Source organism: Caldiplasma sukawensis (genome assembly GCF_052315375.1).
Taxonomy (GTDB): Archaea; Thermoplasmatota; Thermoplasmata; order Thermoplasmatales; family Thermoplasmataceae; genus Cuniculiplasma.
In genome coordinates this window covers 22,363-36,672 of the sequence record NZ_JBLSDG010000009.1, presented here as the reverse complement: position 1 = coordinate 36,672, position 14,310 = coordinate 22,363, and the positions used below count along the sequence as shown (strand labels likewise).

The following is a 14,310-nucleotide window of genomic DNA, read 5'->3' as shown; positions in this document are numbered from 1 at the left end:
TCACATATCAGAAAATGACGAACTTCATTACTCACCTTTGATTTTAACAATTCCTGATGTTTGATATAAGCACTAGATTATATGGAATTATAATTAATCTAACTGCATTATCATAATCCATGTTCACCACATGCCACTTATTTTCAAAATGAATTATCTCATTAAGGATAGAGAATGTCTCACAAAGGAGCATTCATCATCTGGATACTTATAATTATTCCATTTTCTCATCAACTCTGTGGAACTTGCAGATTTTAAAATGAAGCAAACAATTTTTGCAATTATTGCTATGCAATGAACCATGGCAATGTCAATGCTAATTGCTTGAAGATAAAATAAAAATAATCTAATGGAAATAATGTCTGGAATTATTTTATTTTTACGATTTATATGATTCTTATATATTCCTCCTATTTTTAAGGAATATACTCGAAGATCTTTATGAGATATTGAATATTTACGATAGAATAATTATGTTCAATATCTGCCTGTCTGTATACTTTCACTTTCTTTTATGAATGAACACCTACATTGTCTATGATCTTCATACTCATTGATATTTGATTGCTCTACATATCCAGCATTATGAATTTGCACATAAATCTATAAATTTGTTTGAATGTTCATAAAATTTGAAATGCCCGAATTATTCAATTATATTCCTCATTAAATGCAATACCAAGTGAATAGATCAATAAGTAAATCATTTTTATAGATTTATTCTAATTCCAATAAAAAATTTTATTGTAAATAATTATTTTTTTAATTATTGAATTGAGTGAAAAGTGTTTTAAAAGTATATTAGGCTGAAATATTGATAATTAATTAGAATTTTATTAGAATTAAGAAAATTGAAAATGACATTAAAGTTTTCTTAGCACTGTTTGATCTCTGATCGGTCAGATGGCAGAAAAATAACTCAACAAATTATTTCCTTTGACATACTTATTTTTGAATTTAATAAACGTTTTTGATAAGATAGTATGAATTTAAATTGAGAATTCTTTTTATATAATTTTTCTTAGATCAAATAAAAAAATTGTAATTTGCAATAGTTAAAAAAAAACAATGGGGCTGCCCGGATTTGGACCGGGGTCTCAGGCTCCCAAAGCCCGTAGGATACCAAGCTACCCCACAGCCCCTTACCAGTGAATGAATTAAAAGCTTAAAAAATTTGTTGAATGGGAAGAAGTCATTCTCTAACAAGAGTTGTTTTTCTGTTTTTTCCCAGAGATATAATCTTTACAGGCTTTTCAATAATTTTCTCTATGAATGAAATATATTTTTCCATCTCCTCAGGCATATGACCTTTTCCCCTTTCTATAATCATGGATTTTTCATCCTCAGCGAGATTTCCCCAACCGTCAAAAATCTCGTACTGTGGATTCGCCTTTACCTTTCCCTGCAACACTTCCATTACTCCTCTGTCTTTTCCATAATCTTTGCAGACTTTAATCTCCTTCATTGATCCAAGAACATCTATCTTTGTTATTGCAAGAATGTCAACATCATTCAATCTTGTTGTGTATTTCAGTATGGGAAGGTCCAACCAACCTACCCTCCTTGGTCTTCCTGTGGTTGTCCCGTATTCTGAACCGGACTCTCTTAGTTTTTCTCCATCCTTTCCAGACAGCTCTGTTGGGAAAGGCCCTTCTCCAACCCTTGTGGTATATGCCTTTGCTACTCCCACAACCCTGTGAATTTTCCTCATTGATACACCACTGCCGTTGTGGATCGCACCGGAAATTGTATTCGATGATGTGACAAAAGGATATGTTCCGAAATCTATGTCGAGAAGGGCCCCATTGGCTCCTTCAAACAGCATGTTCCTGTCAGAATCAACATATCCCCATAATGTTATTTCAGTCCTCTCCACATAATCCTTTATTTTTTCCCACACTGAATAAAGACTGGCAGCTACCCTGTCAATTTCAGCTGGATCCGAATAGTTACTCTTCTCAAGAAGTGATTTCTTTGTTCTGCACAGCAATTTTATCTTTTTAACCAGTTTTTCCTTATCTCCCAGGTCTTCAATTCTTATACCATTTCTTGAATACTTTTCTTCATAAGTTGGACCAATCCCATGTGATGTTGTTCCAATCCTGTTCTCTCTGCTCTCCTCCTCTGCCCTGTCGATGAACTTGTGTATCTCTGTCACCACGTTCGCACCCTCGCTGATATGAACTTTGAGTTCTGGATTCTCCTCTCTTATTTTTTCATACTCCTGGAGAAAAGCGAAAGGATCTATCACCATTCCGTTTCCCAGGAATACCTCCTGTGATACAAGTGAGCCTGCCGGCATGAGGTGAAATTTAAACTCCTTTCCATCCACAGATACAGTATGACCTGCATTTGTTCCCCCATTGTATCTCACTATGATAGTATCCTTGCCCGTTAAAAAATCAGTAATTTTTCCCTTTCCTTCGTCACCAAACTGCAGTCCAACAACAACCTGCCGCATTTTTTATCAATCGTATTCACTCATACTATATATTAGCTTTTCATGTGAAAAAGGTTTAAAGGTTGTTTGAAATAAAGATATATGGTATACATAACAGTCAAAGACGGAAAGATTCAGGTAGGAAACAATCCAACAATAGGTTATATAGAAGGAGATGGAATCGGTCCTGACATAACATCAGCCATGATAAAGGTCATAAACGGATCACTTGAAATTGCTTATAATGGAGAAAGATCCATAGAATGGGAAAAAATTGAGGCTGGAGAAGAAGCATATAATAAAACTGGGAAGCATCTTCCACAGGAATCCATTGAAAAGCTTGAGAAATGTGTAATATCAATTAAGGGTCCACTTACAACTCCTGTGGGACAGGGATTCAGAAGCCTGAATGTTACATTGAGGCAACATTTTGACCTTTACGCAAATGTAAGGCCAGTGAGATATTTTCCCGGAGTTCCCTCACCTGTGGTTCATCCGGAGCAGATGGATGCTGTTGTCTTCAGAGAGAATACAGAAGACCTTTATGCAGGAATTGAGTGGAAGTACAACTCAGAGGAAGCTGCAAAGGTAAGGAACTTCCTTTCATCTGAATTCGGTATAAAATTATCAGATGATACTGGTATTGGTGTGAAACCCATAAGCAGATTCAAGAGTCAGAGGCTTGTTAGAAAAGCACTTGAATATGCTGTTGCAAATAAGAGAAGGAGTGTAACCCTTGTACACAAGGGAAATATAATGAAATACACAGAAGGGGCATTCAAGGACTGGGGTTATGAGGTTGCAGAGAAGGAATTTGGAGATAAAACAGTTAAGGAGGACGAATACCTTCAGAATCCAGAAGTTTATTCTGGTAAAATTGTGGTTAAAGACAGGATTGCAGATAACATGTTTCAGCAGGTTCTAACAAGAACTTCAGAATATGATGTGATAGCAACAACAAATCTTAACGGAGATTACCTTTCAGATGCCCTTGCAGCTCAGGTTGGTGGTTTGGGAATTGCTCCGGGAGCGAATATTGGGGATATTTATGCCATATTTGAGGCGGTTCATGGATCAGCTCCAAAATATGCAGGAATGGATATTGCAAACCCAACCTCACTGATACTCTCAGGCGTAATGATGCTGAGGCATATTGGATGGAGTGAAGCTGCAGACATATTAGAAAAGGCAGTTGAACAGTGTTACAGAGATCAGAAGGTTACACAGGATCTTGCAAGGGTACTGAACATACCTGCACTTAAATGTTCTGAGTTTGCAAACGAAATAATCAACAGGATGAAACCATAAAATTTATTCTGTCAATGGAAGATAGATTTCTTCCAACTTTTATCCTTCCTGGAAGATTATTGTAAAATAGGTCATAGTGTTCAAAAGAATCAGAAAGTATATTCAAATATGATATACCGATTGTATTATCAACCATGTTGAGAACGTCAATCAGACTGCTGTAACCTATTACTGTTAGGATAGGTCCGTTAAGTGCTCTGAGTTTAAGATCATTCATTGTAGATGGCCCATATTCATTTTTGAATATATGGACGGTTTCCGGCAGATCTTCAACATAATCGAAATTGAATTTCAGCATGTTTCTGGATATCTCCCTGTCCATCTCAACTTGTTCCCTTCCATTGAAATAATTTACATTGCTGTCAGGCCCGTAAAACTTTTCCGCTCTTCTTCTTATTTCCTCGGATAATCTGTTTATAAAATATTTAGATTCGCCCGTTTCTATAAAAAAAATGGAATCACGAAAGCCTGAATTGGAAAAATGGTTCAAACTTGTTTCAAATATATCAAAGACTGACTGGTTTATGTATGATTTCTTTCCTATTACTGAAATTCCTGCCCCAAATGTTTTCCTTCTTACTGATTTAAAATCATATTCATTCTCATTTTGGGAATCACCAAGGAATGTGATATCGCTCTGCAAGTAATTTTGTAAAATTTCTTCTCTTATTTTCTCTTTTTTGTCCACCATGTATAAGGGATAGATCATGTTTTCCCCTGGATTCATGTGGTTGCATATCCACATTATTGTCAGTGGGTTTGAAATGTCCGGTATGATCACAGGAATTGTATTCCTCTGGAAGGATTCTTGCAAAGCATAAGCCATTGAAATAAATGGGTTTGACTTGTCAGTAAAATAAAAACTGATCCTATTGCAGGAAATTCTGTTCAGGAATATATGATCTCTTGGTGCCATTTTCCTCCTCGCAATCATCCTTGCAATTTCTATTTCCTTCCCTACAGCATGTTTAGTTTTTCCGGTTTCGCTGCATGCCATATTCATCAGAGATGATTCCCTTAGTATTGTGTCCAGAGAATTTTCAAATTTTTTAAGAATATCATATGTTTTAACTGGTACTTTTTCCCTGATATTGGAAATTTCAGGCATTATTGTTTCAAATTCACCTATCTCGGTTCCATCGAATACACTTAATGATTTCATGATTTTTCACCCATTATAATACAAAATACTGAAACACTTCTGGTAATTGAATGAATGCATTTTTACTTTATAATTTTCTAATTACTTTCAAAATATGATAACATAAGTTTAATATAAAAGAAATTATCCATTTTTTATGAAAACCAAATATCTGATACCCAACAAGAGCAGTGGCAACTTTGGATTGGGTATGGCAGCCACTTTTCTTTCAATGGCCATACTGGGCCCATTCCTGAGTCTTGGATGGATACTTTCTGGTTTTTTTGGAGGTCTCATAGCAAGGGGTCCCGGAAGAGGATTTGCAGCTGCTCTCATTGGTGGACTTATAATTTCAGTGGTAGTATTCGAAATGTCCATACTGGTAAGCCCGTCTCTTTTCACAGACATAAGCAATTACACTGGAAATTTCTTTGTGCTTAACCAGGCTTTTTCAGTCTTCAGTGAGGTAAGAGCATATTACAAGGTTAATTCCACACAGACACTTATAAAAATACTCATTGAGGGTGGGGTAGTACCGGCAATTGGTGGATTCATTGGCGGTTCAATAATCAAAAATTCAAAAAGTGAGTGAAATTAGAAATATCAGAAATATCACATTTTATATAATTTTTCTTTATGTTTTCTTCAAGATTTGCCTTTAAATCTTCGTATGATGAATTTACAAAATACATGGATTCAGGATCCAAACCACAAGGTTTTATTTTCTTGAAGCCTTCTAGCACTTCAGAGGAGTAATTCAGTGATACCCCATGCATTGTGACACCATTCTCAATTCTCATACCAAATGAAGCCACCTTTCTCTTAACCCCATTGACATTTATCCAGAGCCCAGGTTCCTGGCCACGTGAAACTTCATAATTCATAGAACTTAGAGTTTTTTCGAAAATTCCCAAAATATAGTTTATCATTTCGCCTACATTTATTTTATTTGCAGTTCCAATCCTTATTATTGGATACAAAACAATCTGTCCTGGGCCATGATATGTTACATCTCCACCCCTTTCTGTCCTTATTGGATTGATTCCAGGATAATTTTCAGGATTTCCAGTTCTTCCAATTGTGTAAACAGGGTTGTGCTCAGTAAAAATATATGTATCGGGTATTTTATCTTCTGAACGTAATACCCTTAACTGTCTCTGAAACTCAAGGCACTGCAGATAGTCTGTTCTCTTTAAATCAACCAATAGGCTTGAAGTGGAGAGGTTTATCATATGCAATCTGTGCGGATTCCTGTATACCTTCCGAGACCGTAGGATGTGGATGAATTGTCATGCCAATATCACCAATTGCAACACCTGTTTCAACCGCAACTGAGATTTCACTTATCATTTCAGAGGCATGTGGGGCAGCAATTGCAGCTCCAACAACATATCCATTATCATCATAATAAAGTGTATAGAATCCTGTGGTTTCATTCAGACCCTGTGATCTTCCGTTAGCAGCCAGAGGATATCTTGTGAAATGTTCAGTCTTTCTCCCAGTAAATGCTATTTCTGGATCAGAATATACCACCATTGGCATTGCCATATAATCAACAGTGGCCTTTTCACCGCATATATTTGATGCCACTATTTCTCCATCATAAAAGGCTTTGTGTGCAAGCATTGGACCACCGCTCACATCACCAACAGCATAAACGTTTGTTTCCTTTGTCATTTTTTTGTTGTCTGTTTTTATGAATCCGTTTTCAATTTCAACGTTTATGTTCTCAAGGCCGAAACCCTCTGTATTTGGTTTTCTTCCCACAGTAACAAGTACATTGTCAGCAGAGAGATTTGCTCCTGATTCCAGTTTAATGTAATACTTATCCCTCTTCTCAACACTCTGAACCTTTGCCGAAAGCATTATCCTTATTCCAAGTTCCTTCATTCTCCTTTCAACAGGCTTAACAAGTTCAGGTTCAAATCCATTCAATATGTTAGGGAGCATCTCAATAATTGTGACCTGTGAACCTATCTTTGCAAAGGCGGTTCCTATTTCAACCCCTATGTATCCGCCGCCTATTATTATTAGATCTTTTGGAACGTTTTTTATGTCAAGAATATCCCTGTTATCTGAAACATCCTTGAATGATGGTATGCTTACTGCAGATGAACCTGTTGCAATTACGATGTTATCGCACTGTAAAACCTCCTGATTCACTCGTACATGATTTTTATCAACGATGTAACCTTCACCATTTATTATTCTAACACCATAGGCTCTGCATAATGTTTCCACGCCAGATACAAGACGATTTATCATTGTCCATTTCCAGTTTTGCCACTGGTTCATATCTATATTGTAACTGATTCTAACCCCCGGAAGCGATTTAAGATATCCAATATTGTTTGCCATTTCAATCAGAGCTTTCGATGGTATACATCCATAATTAAGGCATTCACCACCCATTCTGTTTTTTTCAATTAGGGCTACTGACTTCCCCTTCTGGCCAAGTCGAATTGCAGTTGAATAACCACCTGGGCCCCCACCGATGATCACAGCATCATACTTCATCAATTTTCACCTTAGTTTTAAATTTAAAAGGAATGGCTTTTCCATGTATTCCCTTATTCTGTTTATGAATCTTGCCGCATCAGCACCATCTATGAGCCTGTGATCACAGGAGAGTGAAAGATACATATGCCTTCTGTGACTGCCATTCTTATCAATTGTGGAAAATGTACGGTGAGTTGCAAGTATAGCCACCTCAGGATAGTTGATTATTGGTGTTGATATAAGTCCTCCTATTGATCCAACGTTTGTTAGTGTGAATGTTGAATCCTGGACATCGCTCAGTGAAAGCTTTCCATCCCTTGCCTTTCCTGCAAGATCCCTTATCTCCTCGTTCAATTCCATAATGCTCTTTTTATCAACATTCTTAACCACTACAACTGTTAGACCTGCAGGTGTATCAACAGCTATTCCTATGTTTATGTCTTTTTTCATTATGTAGTTTTTATTCTGTTCATCATAGATTGAGTTAAACTTTGTGAATTCCTTCAATGCTTCTGATACAATCTTTGCAAAAATTGGTGTTACAGTTATCTTTATCCCTGATTCTCTCATTGCTTCTGTGGATTGCATTATTTCTGTTACATCGGCCTCTTCTGTTATCATGAAATGTGGCATTATCTGCTTGGATTTTGTCATTTTTTCGAATATGATTCGTCTTAAACCCTTCATTTCTATAAGTTTGTCTGATTCCAAATGTTTGGCCTCAGGTTTTACCTTTTCTTCATGAATTTCCTCAACAACCTCTTTAGTGTGTTCTGTTGATGGGATGGTTTTTACTTCCTCCACCTTTAGCTCTTTTTTATCTTCGCTTTGCGCAGGCTTTTCTGTTACCTGTTGGGCACTCTGTGGTTTTGCACTTACCTGCTGAACTGGTTCTTCCATTTTTTTGTTTTTTCCTTCTCTCATTTCCCTTTCGGTTCTATCCAGATCTTCTATTGTTATCCTGCCGTTTGGCCCGGTTGGAACTACTGTCTCAATGTCAATTCCTCTTTCCTTAGCTATTCTTCTAATCGTCGGTGTGGCTATTACCCTATCCACCTTGCCATCATTAGCGTTTTGCATTGAATCCACCTTTTTACCATCTGTTATATTCATCTTTATATTTTTATTTTCCTCTTTTGATTGATTACCTTCATTGTTTTCTTCTATTTTTGAATCTGAAGAGCCGTCGTCTATTTCTATAATTTCAGAGCCTACCTTGACAACTGAGCCCTGTGCTGCCAGAAGCCTCTTCACTGTGCCGGAAACGGGAGAGGGTATGCTTACGTTTACCTTATCGGTCATAACTTCAACCATATCCTGATCCTTTGCAATTTTGTCCCCTTCCTTTACCTTCCAGGCAACTATTTCCCCTTCTGCCACTCCTTCTCCAATATCCGGAAGTTTGAATTTATACATTTAAATCACCTGAATTCCCTCAATTTCTTTACTGCCTTCATTATTCTTGTCTCATCAGGGAGATATTTCTCCTCAAGTCTGTAAGGAAATGGAGTGTCAAGACCAGTAACCCTCAAAATAGGGCCAATTAGATAATCAATTGCCCTTTCAGAAATGAAGGCAGATATCTCTGCACCCATACCCAGTGTCCTTGGAGCCTCATGAACAATTATTACCCTACCCGTCTTTTTCACTGATTCAATTATTGACTTTCCGTCATAAGGCATAAGTGTTCTCAGATCGATTATGTCAGCACTTATTCTATTATCGGTCACCACCTTTTTGACAAGTGGCACCATGCTTCCATATGTAATGAAAGTGAACTCGTCACCCTCAGTTACAAGGGATGCTTTTCCAATAGGTATCTCATATTCCTCCTCAGGTACATCCTCCTTGATTGACCTGTAAAGTTTTTTGGGCTCAAGGAATATCACAGGATCATTCATCTTCAATGCTGAAATCAATAAACCTTTAGCATCATATGGTCCAGATGGCGTTACCACGGTTAAACCTGAGGTATGTACGAAATAAGATTCACCACTTTGTGAGTGATACAGACCCCCTCTTATGCCTCCTCCATAGGGGGTACGCAGCACCATTGGTACCTTTAGTCTGCCTCCACTCCTGTATCTTATTTTTGCAGCCTGACTGACCAGCTGATCAAAGGCTGTGAATATAAAATCCTGAAATTGTATCTCTGGCACAGGTTTCAATCCAGCAAGTGCCATACCAATTGCAGAACCAACTATTCCTAGTTCAACAAGAGGAGTGTCAATTACCCTCTTCTCCCCATATTTGGATAGAAGACCGTCAGTTACCCTGAACACTCCGCCATCAACACCCACATCCTCTCCAAGAAGTATTATCCTGTCATCCTTTGCCATCATTTGATCAAGTGTTGAATTAAGTGCCTGAACTATATTCATGGTCTTCGAACTCATTGCAGATCACGCTCCTCCTCTTCAAGTATCCAGTTCTTATTTTCATAGATATCCTGGAACAGTGTGTCATCGCTGGGCTCAGGGATCAAGAGCCTTTCCTCCAGTTTCTTTTCGATTAATTCATTTGCCTCTTTCTTTATTTTTTCTATATGTGCCTGATCAATATAGCCCCTTTCAATAAGCTTCTTTTCCGTCAGAACTATAGGATCGTTTGGACTGCCTTCCGTTATCTCATTCTTTCTGTACTTAGTTGGATCATCTGATGTTGAATGGGGCCCCATCCTGTAACAAACTGCTTCAATAAGCACGGGTTCAGAAGTTTCTCTCATCATATCCACAATAGGCTTTGTTTGCTCATACATTTCAAGAAGATCCCTGCCTTCTATCCTATAGCCTTTCATTCCATATGCATCAGCCTTCTTCCATATTTCCTGCTTTGTCTGCTTCTCAGTGGGTATTGATATTGCCCAACCATTATTTTCACAAAAGAAGAGAACAGGAACATTCCATACAGCCGCCATATTCATGGCTGCATGGAAGTCAGGTTCTGAACTTGAACCGTCACCGAATGATGCTGTCACTATGCCCTTTTCATTCCTGTATTTCTTTTTATATGCATATCCAACAGCCAGTGGCAGGTTAGTTGCCACAGGGCTCTGAACACTCATGAAATGATAATCCACGGCACTGAAATGAGAGGGCATCTGCCTCCCTTTTTCCTCATCCTCTTTGTTTCCAATTATCTGATCCATAAGTTTTTCAACGGGAACACCCCTGTGAATCATTAACGGCACGTCCCTGTAATACTGAAAGAATATGTCATCATCAGTGAGACACATTGAAAGCCCAATTTGTATTGCCTCCTGTCCCATTGTTGGTGTATAGAATCCAACTTTCCCTTGCCTCTGGGCCATCATAATTCTTTTGTCAAATGTTCTTGAAATAACCATAGCGTTGTATGCTCTTACAATTTCTTCCTTTTCTCCCAATCAATCACCTCTGTTATTTTCAATCCAAGCTTCAAATGCCCTGTAGGATGTTCTGACAAGCGGGCCAGAAGCAACAAATTTGAAACCCTTTCTTTTTCCTGTAATATAAAGTTGTTTATAAACTTCTGCGGATTTATATTCAGTAACGGGAAGCTGCTTTTTTGAGGGCCTTAGATACTGACCAATTGTCAGTATATCGACACCAACCTTTCTAAGATCGTCCATAGCCTCCTCAACTTCCTCCTCCGTTTCTCCATGTCCCAGCATTATGGAGGATTTTGTTATCATTTTTTTATCCCTTTCCTTCACATATTTCAGTACTTCAAGAGACTGATCATAACCTGCCCTCGGATCCCTCACTTTTGGAGTTAATCGTCTCACAGTCTCTATATTATGTGCCAATACATCCGGCCCAGCGTTTATTATCTCATCAATTAATTCTTTTTTTCCTTGAAAATCGGGTATAAGAGATTCCACCTTTAATCCGTTATCTTTTAATATTTTTATTGTCCTTGCAAAAGCCTTAGAACCCTGATCTGGAAGATCATCCCTGTCCACGGAGGTCAAAACCACAAACTTTAGGTTCATTTTCAATGCAGAATCAAGAACTTCTTCAGGTTCATATGGATTTAAAGGTTGAACGTTGCCGTGTGTGACTGAACAAAATCTGCATCCCCTTGTGCAATTTTTTCCAAGTAGCATGAATGTTGCAGTACCAGACTCCCAGCATTCTGAAATATTTGGACATCTTGCCTCCTCACAAACTGTGTGGAGACTATTTGATCTTATAATAGAATTAACTTTTGCAAAGGTTTCACCTGATGGCAGCCTTACCTTTACATAGTCGGGCCTTTCCATGGAAGTTAATCTTCTTTTGACTTATTAATTTGATTTATTTTTCAAACCATTATGAAATATTATATGCAAAGTGTTGTTAAGGTTAATATTTTAATACTTCCTAACATACCAAATCGTGAATTCTGAGGACTGTATATTCTGCAGAATAGTTGAGAAAAAGGAGGCCAGTATAATTTATGAAGATGATTCTGTGATGGCCTTCATGGATAAATTTCCCGTTGAATTCGGCCACACCTTGATTATTCCTAAAAAACATTATGAAAATATATTTGAGATTGATAAAAATTCATATCACAGGGTTCAGGAACTGGCAAGATTGCTGTCAGGCATCATCGTTAGTGCGTTTGATGCAGACGGCCTTAACATAGGACAGAATAACGGTGAATGTGCAAACCAGAAGGTAATGCACTATCACTTACACCTCATACCTAGGCATTGTGGTGATCGCATCGGATGGGAGAGAAAATGGGCCACCGAAGATGACCTGAAAAAGCATTGTGACATGATTAAAAAAAGTGTATCTGAAAGGAAGTTAAGAGAAAATATGGATATATTATAATATGTAAATGGAATATTACTCAGATATGTATAGCATAGAAGAACTATACAAAAAGGCTATGGAATTAAAAACAAAGGGTATGTCCGACAAAGAAATATCCACCGAGCTGCATCTTTCTGTGAATACTGTAACCTGGCTTTTAAGTAAGGATTTCACTGGAAAGAAAAATGTACAGGATGTAAGGATTGGATGGAGAAGCATTGGTGTATTTGGCGGAAGGATTGCCTCACTTGCCCAAATAATGGTTGACGTTATAGATGAGGAGATGGAAAAAATGGATATTGAACCAGATGCAATACTGGGTGTTGATGTGAATGGCATTCCATATGCAACACTTGTATCCTATTTCATGAATAAGGAACTTATAATTTACAAACCTCATCCCGCAAGAAAGGACGGCTATTTCAGCAGCAATTATGCAGGTGTTAATGGAAAAAAGGTCGTTATAATAGATGACGTTCTGAGCACGGGAGAAACCATGAGAAGAACAATTAAGGATGTGAAAGCTGAATCCGGTGAACCGGTTCTTGCAGTTACAGTCGCATCAAAACTTTCAGAAGAACAGATAGAGGGAATCAGGATAAGATCACTGATAAGAGCCAATCTGGTGGGTCTGGAGTAGATGTTCTGGTCTGAAAATGTCATAAATGGTTTAAGTGGACATCAGAAGGTTTCAACAGGCATTTCTCCATCTGGGCCAATACACCTGGGCAATCTAAGGGAAATAATAACAGGTGACATTCTTTACAAGACCTGCATTAAAAATGGTATAGATGCAGATTTCATATATCTCTGTGACGATGTTGATCCTTTGAGAAAGGTCTACCCATTTCTTGATCAATCATATGAAAAGTTTGTTGGAAAACCTCTTTACAGGATACCCGCGCCAAATGGCGAAGGAACATATTCAGAATATTTTCTTAACCCATTCAGAGAATCAATGGAAAAGCTTGATATTCATCCACAGGTCATAGAAACACACAATCTGTACAGAGATGGTCTTCTTGGCCCTATAATAATTGAACTCATAGAGAAGAGAGAAACTGTAAAAGAAATAATAGAAAACGTGAGCGGAAGAAAACTTGACGATCTGTGGTTTCCATACAGCCCCATATGTTCAAAATGTGGGAGTATAAAGGCCACATCTGCAAAAAGTCTGGAAGGTGAGTTTGTAAGATACACCTGCAAATGCGGTAACGAGGGAGAGGCTAATGTTTACAAGGATGATGGAAAACTGCCATGGAGATTGGAATGGCCTGCAAAATGGAAAGCTTTGAACGTAACAATTGAGCCATTTGGAAAGGATCATGGGACTCCAGGTGGATCCTATGACACAGCAAAAGCCTTATGCGAAAAGATACTAAATTACAAAACACCAGTACCACTTGTTTATGAAAGAATACTCCTTAAGGGAAAGGGGGCAATGCATTCCTCAACAGGTATAGCAATACCAGCATCAGAAATACTTTCATTCATGCCTCCTGATACTGTAAGATATCTTATTTCAAGGGTTTCCCCTTCAAAACATATTGACTTTGACCCAGGAGAGGGACTCCTTTTCTTAATGGATGAATTTGAAAAAAATATGCAGATGTACAGGGATGGTAAACTGGATGAAGACAGAAAAATGTCTGTGGAACTGAGCATGGTCTATGGTAAAACAGGAGTTGCAGATTTCAGACACATATCAACACTGATTCAGGTTTATGGAGACAGGGAGAAAGTTATGGAGGCATTAAAGCGCTCCGGTAAGAATCCTGCAGATTATGGTGAGCTATTTGATCTGGCAAAAAAATGGACTGAAACATATGCCCCTGATTCCTATAAAATTGAGCTTAGTCCCATAAATGCAAAAGTTGATCTGAATGAAAAGGAAAGAGAGATGGTTAATATTGCATTGGAAACTTTACAATCACAGGATAGATGGGATTCCGAATTCATACATTCTACTTTGAGGGAGGCCATAGGAAAAAGTGGTCTTTCACCGCAGGATGGATTTTCCTGTTTATACAGGATTTTCATTGGAAAGGAAAAGGGGCCAAGACTTGGATTTTTCCTCTCCATAATGGAAAGGGAATTTGTACTAAAAAGGTTAAAATCCGTACTGGAAATCAGGTAAA

General features: G+C 37.9%; 13 protein-coding genes and 1 tRNA gene. 5 read left to right on the top strand and 9 right to left on the bottom strand.

Annotated features, from left to right (window positions below):
• Positions 1-1,069: 1,069 nt before the first annotated feature.
• A tRNA-Pro gene (locus tag ACNF4Z_RS05680) sits at positions 1,070-1,142 on the bottom strand.
• A 50-nt stretch (positions 1,143-1,192) separates the two neighbouring features.
• Complete coding sequence (locus ACNF4Z_RS05675) at positions 1,193-2,461, bottom strand: adenylosuccinate synthase (protein ID WP_458328274.1); 1,269 nt, start codon at positions 2,459-2,461, stop codon at positions 1,193-1,195.
• Between the two features lie 81 nt (positions 2,462-2,542).
• Between ACNF4Z_RS05675 and icd the strand changes: the two genes are divergently transcribed.
• A complete protein-coding gene (icd, locus tag ACNF4Z_RS05670; protein WP_458328273.1) occupies positions 2,543-3,748 on the top strand; it encodes an isocitrate dehydrogenase (NADP(+)) in 1,206 nt (401 codons plus the stop codon).
• Here icd and ACNF4Z_RS05665 read toward each other — a convergent pair.
• Positions 3,729-4,910, bottom strand: coding sequence for a hypothetical protein (locus ACNF4Z_RS05665; RefSeq protein ID WP_458328272.1), 1,182 nt, complete (start codon positions 4,908-4,910; stop codon positions 3,729-3,731). The genes icd and ACNF4Z_RS05665 overlap by 20 nt on opposite strands.
• 136 nt (positions 4,911-5,046) lie before the next feature.
• Between ACNF4Z_RS05665 and ACNF4Z_RS05660 the strand changes: the two genes are divergently transcribed.
• Positions 5,047-5,481 carry a hypothetical protein gene (locus tag ACNF4Z_RS05660; protein ID WP_458328271.1) on the top strand — a complete coding sequence of 145 codons (435 nt, stop codon included), beginning with the start codon at positions 5,047-5,049 and terminating at the stop codon, positions 5,479-5,481.
• Here ACNF4Z_RS05660 and lipB read toward each other — a convergent pair.
• From lipB to lipA, 6 genes are read right to left on the bottom strand one after another with little or no spacing between them, the layout of a single operon-like run.
• A complete protein-coding gene (gene lipB / locus ACNF4Z_RS05655) occupies positions 5,459-6,121 on the bottom strand; it encodes a lipoyl(octanoyl) transferase LipB (RefSeq protein WP_458328270.1) in 663 nt (220 codons plus the stop codon). The two genes, ACNF4Z_RS05660 and lipB, sit on opposite strands and share 23 nt — an antisense overlap.
• Positions 6,087-7,406 (bottom strand): dihydrolipoyl dehydrogenase, encoded by a 1,320-nt coding sequence (gene lpdA, locus ACNF4Z_RS05650; protein ID WP_458328269.1) that lies wholly within the window; start codon positions 7,404-7,406, stop codon positions 6,087-6,089. Before lpdA ends, lipB begins: the two co-directional genes overlap by 35 nt.
• 6 nt (positions 7,407-7,412) lie before the next feature.
• The gene (locus ACNF4Z_RS05645) at positions 7,413-8,804 is read right to left on the bottom strand and encodes a dihydrolipoamide acetyltransferase family protein (protein ID WP_458328268.1); all 1,392 of its coding nucleotides are present in this window, start codon (positions 8,802-8,804) and stop codon (positions 7,413-7,415) included.
• A 5-nt stretch (positions 8,805-8,809) separates the two neighbouring features.
• Complete coding sequence (locus ACNF4Z_RS05640; RefSeq protein ID WP_458328267.1) at positions 8,810-9,784, bottom strand: alpha-ketoacid dehydrogenase subunit beta; 975 nt, start codon at positions 9,782-9,784, stop codon at positions 8,810-8,812.
• On the bottom strand, positions 9,781-10,773 hold the full coding sequence (locus tag ACNF4Z_RS05635) for a thiamine pyrophosphate-dependent dehydrogenase E1 component subunit alpha (protein ID WP_458328266.1): 993 nt from the start codon (positions 10,771-10,773) through the stop codon (positions 9,781-9,783). The genes ACNF4Z_RS05640 and ACNF4Z_RS05635 overlap by 4 nt, the downstream gene beginning before the upstream one ends.
• A complete protein-coding gene (gene lipA / locus ACNF4Z_RS05630; RefSeq protein WP_458328265.1) occupies positions 10,774-11,631 on the bottom strand; it encodes a lipoyl synthase in 858 nt (285 codons plus the stop codon).
• Positions 11,632-11,746: 115 nt separating this feature from the next.
• On the opposite strand from lipA, the gene ACNF4Z_RS05625 reads away from it, so the two are divergent.
• The 3 genes from ACNF4Z_RS05625 to lysS are packed head-to-tail and all read left to right on the top strand — an operon-like array spanning position 11,747 to position 14,309.
• Entirely contained in the window at positions 11,747-12,190 is a 444-nt protein-coding gene (locus ACNF4Z_RS05625; RefSeq protein ID WP_458328264.1) for an HIT family protein, read from the top strand.
• A gap of 7 nt (positions 12,191-12,197) precedes the next feature.
• Complete coding sequence (locus tag ACNF4Z_RS05620; protein ID WP_458328263.1) at positions 12,198-12,812, top strand: orotate phosphoribosyltransferase-like protein; 615 nt, start codon at positions 12,198-12,200, stop codon at positions 12,810-12,812.
• On the top strand, positions 12,813-14,309 hold the full coding sequence (gene lysS / locus ACNF4Z_RS05615) for a lysine--tRNA ligase (RefSeq protein ID WP_458328262.1): 1,497 nt from the start codon (positions 12,813-12,815) through the stop codon (positions 14,307-14,309).
• Position 14,310 lies beyond the last annotated feature (1 nt).

Coding starts and splice junctions, on each gene's coding strand:
- ACNF4Z_RS05675 (WP_458328274.1), bottom strand. CDS start 2,461: ATGCGGCAGGTTGTTGTTGGACTGCAGTTTGGTGACGAAGGAAAGGGA.
- icd (WP_458328273.1), top strand. CDS start 2,543: ATGGTATACATAACAGTCAAAGACGGAAAGATTCAGGTAGGAAACAAT.
- ACNF4Z_RS05665 (WP_458328272.1), bottom strand. CDS start 4,910: ATGAAATCATTAAGTGTATTCGATGGAACCGAGATAGGTGAATTTGAA.
- ACNF4Z_RS05660 (WP_458328271.1), top strand. CDS start 5,047: ATGAAAACCAAATATCTGATACCCAACAAGAGCAGTGGCAACTTTGGA.
- lipB (WP_458328270.1), bottom strand. CDS start 6,121: ATGATAAACCTCTCCACTTCAAGCCTATTGGTTGATTTAAAGAGAACA.
- lpdA (WP_458328269.1), bottom strand. CDS start 7,406: ATGAAGTATGATGCTGTGATCATCGGTGGGGGCCCAGGTGGTTATTCA.
- ACNF4Z_RS05645 (WP_458328268.1), bottom strand. CDS start 8,804: ATGTATAAATTCAAACTTCCGGATATTGGAGAAGGAGTGGCAGAAGGG.
- ACNF4Z_RS05640 (WP_458328267.1), bottom strand. CDS start 9,784: ATGAGTTCGAAGACCATGAATATAGTTCAGGCACTTAATTCAACACTT.
- lipA (WP_458328265.1), bottom strand. CDS start 11,631: ATGGAAAGGCCCGACTATGTAAAGGTAAGGCTGCCATCAGGTGAAACC.
- ACNF4Z_RS05620 (WP_458328263.1), top strand. CDS start 12,198: ATGGAATATTACTCAGATATGTATAGCATAGAAGAACTATACAAAAAG.
- lysS (WP_458328262.1), top strand. CDS start 12,813: ATGTTCTGGTCTGAAAATGTCATAAATGGTTTAAGTGGACATCAGAAG.